This is a genomic window from Arthrobacter sp. I3, from assembly GCF_000520575.1.
GTDB lineage: Bacteria > Actinomycetota > Actinomycetes > Actinomycetales > Micrococcaceae > Arthrobacter > Arthrobacter humicola_A.
On the sequence record NZ_AZSB01000549.1, the window covers coordinates 1 to 3,981 of the forward strand.

The 3,981-nt window shown below is 65.6% G+C and carries 3 protein-coding genes; all 3 read left to right on the forward strand.

Annotation, left to right across the window (positions count from 1 at the left end; genetic code table 11):
- The coding region (locus Y706_RS0102545; RefSeq protein ID WP_028275340.1) for a fumarylacetoacetate hydrolase family protein at positions 1-664 on the forward strand (664 nt) is incomplete at its 5' end.
- Positions 649-1,464, forward strand: a complete 816-nt coding sequence (locus Y706_RS0102550; RefSeq protein WP_028275341.1) for an HpcH/HpaI aldolase family protein — start codon at positions 649-651, stop codon at positions 1,462-1,464. The genes Y706_RS0102545 and Y706_RS0102550, both read left to right, overlap by 16 nt.
- Before the next feature lie 20 nt (positions 1,465-1,484).
- Positions 1,485-3,005, forward strand: coding sequence for an NAD-dependent succinate-semialdehyde dehydrogenase (locus tag Y706_RS0102555; RefSeq protein ID WP_043434324.1), 1,521 nt, complete (start codon positions 1,485-1,487; stop codon positions 3,003-3,005).
- The last annotated feature ends 976 nt before the right edge of the window (positions 3,006-3,981 follow it).

Below are 3,981 nucleotides of genomic sequence, written 5' to 3' on the forward strand. Positions count from 1 at the left end.
TGTGCAGGCGCTGTGGCGGCGCCGCAACGAGGAAGCCGGCCGGACGCTGGTGGGGCGCAAGATTGGCCTCACGTCCCGGGCGATGCAGGCGGCCACCGGCATCACCGAGCCGGACTACGGCGCCATCTTCGATGACATGGTGCTGGACACCGGCTGTTCGGTGGAGTGGGACAAATACACGCATCCCCGGGTAGAGGTGGAACTGGCATTTGTCCTGAAGGACGCCCTGAAGGGCCCGGGCTGCACCATCTTCGATGTCCTGAACGCCACCGACTACGTGGTCCCGGCCCTGGAGATCCTGGATTCCCGGATCGAAATGGAGGGCCGGACCATCGTGGACACCATCTCGGACAACGCCGCGATGGGCGCCATGGTGATCGGCGGCCGCCCGGTCAGGCCCGACGCCGTGGACCTCCGCTGGGTCTCCGCCATCCTGTACAAGAACCAGACCGTGCAGGAGACCGGCGTGGCCGCGGGGGTCCTGGACCACCCGGCCAACGGAGTGCACTGGCTGGCCAACAAGATCGCCGCCCACGGTGACAGCATGAAGGCCGGGGACATCATCCTCGCCGGCTCCTTTACCCGGCCCATGTGGGTCCACAAGGGCGATACCGTCCACGCCGACTACGGACCATTGGGAGTTGTCACATGCCGCTTCGACTAGAAGACACGTTCCGGGACGCCCTCCGCGGGCAGGCGGTCGAGGGGGGCCGTCCGCTGGCCGGCATGTGGGTGTGTTCGGGCAGCCCGCTGGTCGCCGAACTCTGTGCCGGGTCCGGCCTGGACTGGCTGCTGATCGACGCCGAGCACAGCCCCAACGGGCTCGAAAGCATCCTGGCCCAGCTCCAGGCGATCAACGGCTACCCGGTCCACACCCTGGTCCGGCCGCCGGTGAACGACACCGTGGTGATCAAGCAGTATCTGGACCTGGGCGTGCAGAACCTGCTGATCCCCATGGTCAACTCGGCGGCGGACGCGGAGTCGGCGGTGGCGGCCACCCGCTACCCGCCCCACGGTGTGCGCGGCGTGGGTTCCGCTTTAGCGAGGGCGGCCCGCTGGAACCGGGTCCCGGACTACCTGGCCCGGGCCGGGGAGACCATCAGCGTCACCGTCCAGATCGAGTCGACGGCAGCGGTTGACGCGGTAGCGGAGATTCTCGCGGTGGACGGCGTGGACGCCATCTTCCTGGGCCCCTCGGACCTCGCCGCTTCCATGGGCCTGCTGGGACAGCAGGACCACCCCAAGGTGCGCGCCGCCGTCGAACACTGCCTCGCGGCCGCGAATGCGGCCGGGAAACCCGCGGGTGTGAACGCGTTCAACCCCGATACTGCCCGCTCCTACCTGGACAGCGGAGCCAACTTCATCCTGGTGGGCGCCGACGTCGCGCTGCTGGCCCGCGGCTCCGAAGCCCTCGCCGCCCAATACGTCAAGGCAACCACCGGCGACGCGCCTGCCAGCTACTGAACACTCCAAAGGATTTCGCAATGACAGTTACTTCAGCTCCCTCCTCTGCCATCTCAGCAGGGGCGGTCACACCCCAGCGTGAAGCTGCGCTCCTTGCCTCCGTGCCGACCGGCCTGTTGATCGGCGGCCAATGGCGCGACGCGTCCGACGGCGCCACGTTCGACGTCCACGATCCCGCCACAGGCGAGGTCCTCGCCACCCTGGCATCCGCCACGAGCGAGGATGCTGTTGCCGCACTCGACGCCGCGGACAAAGTCCAGGTTTCCTGGGCGCGGACCGCACCGCGGGTGCGCGCCGAGATCCTGCGCCGGGCCTTTGACCTGGTCATTGAACGCGTAGAGGACTTCGCGCTGCTGATGACCCTCGAGATGGGCAAACCCCTGCCCGAAGCCCGCGGCGAAGTGGCCTACGGCGCGGAGTTCCTGCGCTGGTTCTCCGAGGAAACCGTCCGTGACTACGGCCGCTACCTCACCACCCCCGAGGGCAAGAACAAGATCCTGGTCCAGCACAAACCGGTCGGCCCGTGCCTGCTGATTACACCGTGGAACTTCCCGCTGGCCATGGCCACCCGCAAGGTCGCCCCCGCCATCGCCGCCGGCTGCACCATGGTCCTCAAACCCGCCAAACTCACCCCGCTCACCGCCCAGTACTTCGCGCAGACCATGCTCGACGCCGGACTGCCCGCCGGCGTGCTCAACGTGGTGGCTTCGTCTTCCGCGTCCGGGATCTCCGGCCCGCTGCTGGCCGATTCACGGCTCCGGAAGGTCTCCTTCACCGGCTCCACCCCAGTGGGCAAACGCCTCATGGCCGACGCCGCACAGAACGTGCTCCGCACGTCCATGGAACTGGGCGGGAACGCACCATTCATCGTCTTCGAGGACGCCGACCTCGAAGCCGCCGTCGAGGGAGCGATGGCGGCGAAGATGCGGAACATGGGCGAAGCCTGCACGGCCGCCAACCGGTTCCTTGTCCAGGAGTCCGTGGCCCAGGAATTCACCCGAAAGTTCGCCGCAGCAATGGGAGCCCTGGCCACCGGCCGCGGCACCGAACCCGCCAGCCAGGTGGGACCCCTGATCGACGCCGGCGCCCGCGACGACGTGCACGCCCTGGTCACCGCCGCAGTCGACGCCGGAGCCACCGCCATCACCGGCGGCACACTCCCCGACGGTGCGGGCTACTTCTACCCGCCCACCGTCCTGGCCAACGTGCCCAACGACGCCGCGATCCTCCGCCAGGAAATCTTCGGACCCGTCGCCCCCATCACCACTTTCGCCACCGAGGAGGACGCCATCCGGCTGGCCAACGCCAGCGAATACGGCCTGGCCTCCTACCTCTACAGCCGGGACTTCAACCGCCTGCTCCGTGTCGCCGAACAGATCGAATTCGGCATGGTCGGCTTCAACGCCGGCGTCATCTCCAACGCCGCCGCCCCCTTCGGCGGAGTCAAACAGTCAGGACTCGGCCGCGAAGGCGGTTCGGAAGGCATCGCCGAATACACCACCACCCAATACATCGGCATCAACAACCCCTACACCCACTAGCCAGCAGCCCCTCGGAATAGCCTGCCGGCGCCGGCTACTTCGACAAACACTAGAAACTGCAGGTCATCGCTGAGGTTAAGGTCGAGGACAAACCTCCCAGGGTTGCTCGGCCTGCGCTAGGGAGGGATACGGTTCTTAATCTGGGCCTAGATGAACCCCGATTTTTGACTTTTCCTCAAGCTGTGAGGTGCGGGGGGAGTCATGACGCATGACTTGGTAGAGCATCTCCGTGCTGATCCCGTAGTCCGGGCCACGACGGCTTTCGGAGTACGCTGCCGGCGGGAGCTGAACCAACTCGGCAGCTCGTGGACTACGTCAGAAAACCTCGAAGAGGCTGCTTTTCTGCCCGAGGGCAACCAATCCTCATTCGCGAGTTCCTGCATCGTCACGGACGTCCTGTGGGCAAATCAGTGACCAACGTCGACGATGACGCCGGGTTTGGGTCGTCAATGAGGGAGCTTCAACTTTTCCGAGGAACCCGTTTTATGCATACCCAAAAGCAATGAAATGTTCACCCGCCTGACCTCAGCCGATTCTAGAGGGCGTCCTGGTTCAGACTTCTGATCGAAAGTTCCACGCCTAGATTCCGTTTCTTGAACGCGGCGGATAACCAAGGGAACAAAGCGCTGGCAAGGTCCCGGTCGCGCCATCTCCGCGGCATTCTCGCTACTTCGGCAAGGTCCGCTTTCGGCGGCCGGCAGCCGTTGTCTACCGGGGTGAACGGGCAACGGAAACAGCGGATGGCGTCTAGTAGAGCGCCCGGCGGCGGCCGCGATTGACCCGGGCTCGTCGAGTTTCGCCAGCGCAATCAGCCCCGCTACGTTGAGCATGCGCAACATAAAGCGGGTGTCTACCTATTTGAAGCTCATTGTAGTAGCACCTCATGAGCGTTGGGCTCTGCGATTTCGGGGAAATACGGCCCGGAGGTGCTGCCGCACGGTCAGCTCGCTGTACCGGCTGACAGCGATCAGCGAGA

Coding starts and splice junctions, on each gene's coding strand:
- Y706_RS0102550 (WP_028275341.1), top strand. CDS start 649: ATGCCGCTTCGACTAGAAGACACGTTCCGGGACGCCCTCCGCGGGCAG.
- Y706_RS0102555 (WP_043434324.1), top strand. CDS start 1,485: ATGACAGTTACTTCAGCTCCCTCCTCTGCCATCTCAGCAGGGGCGGTC.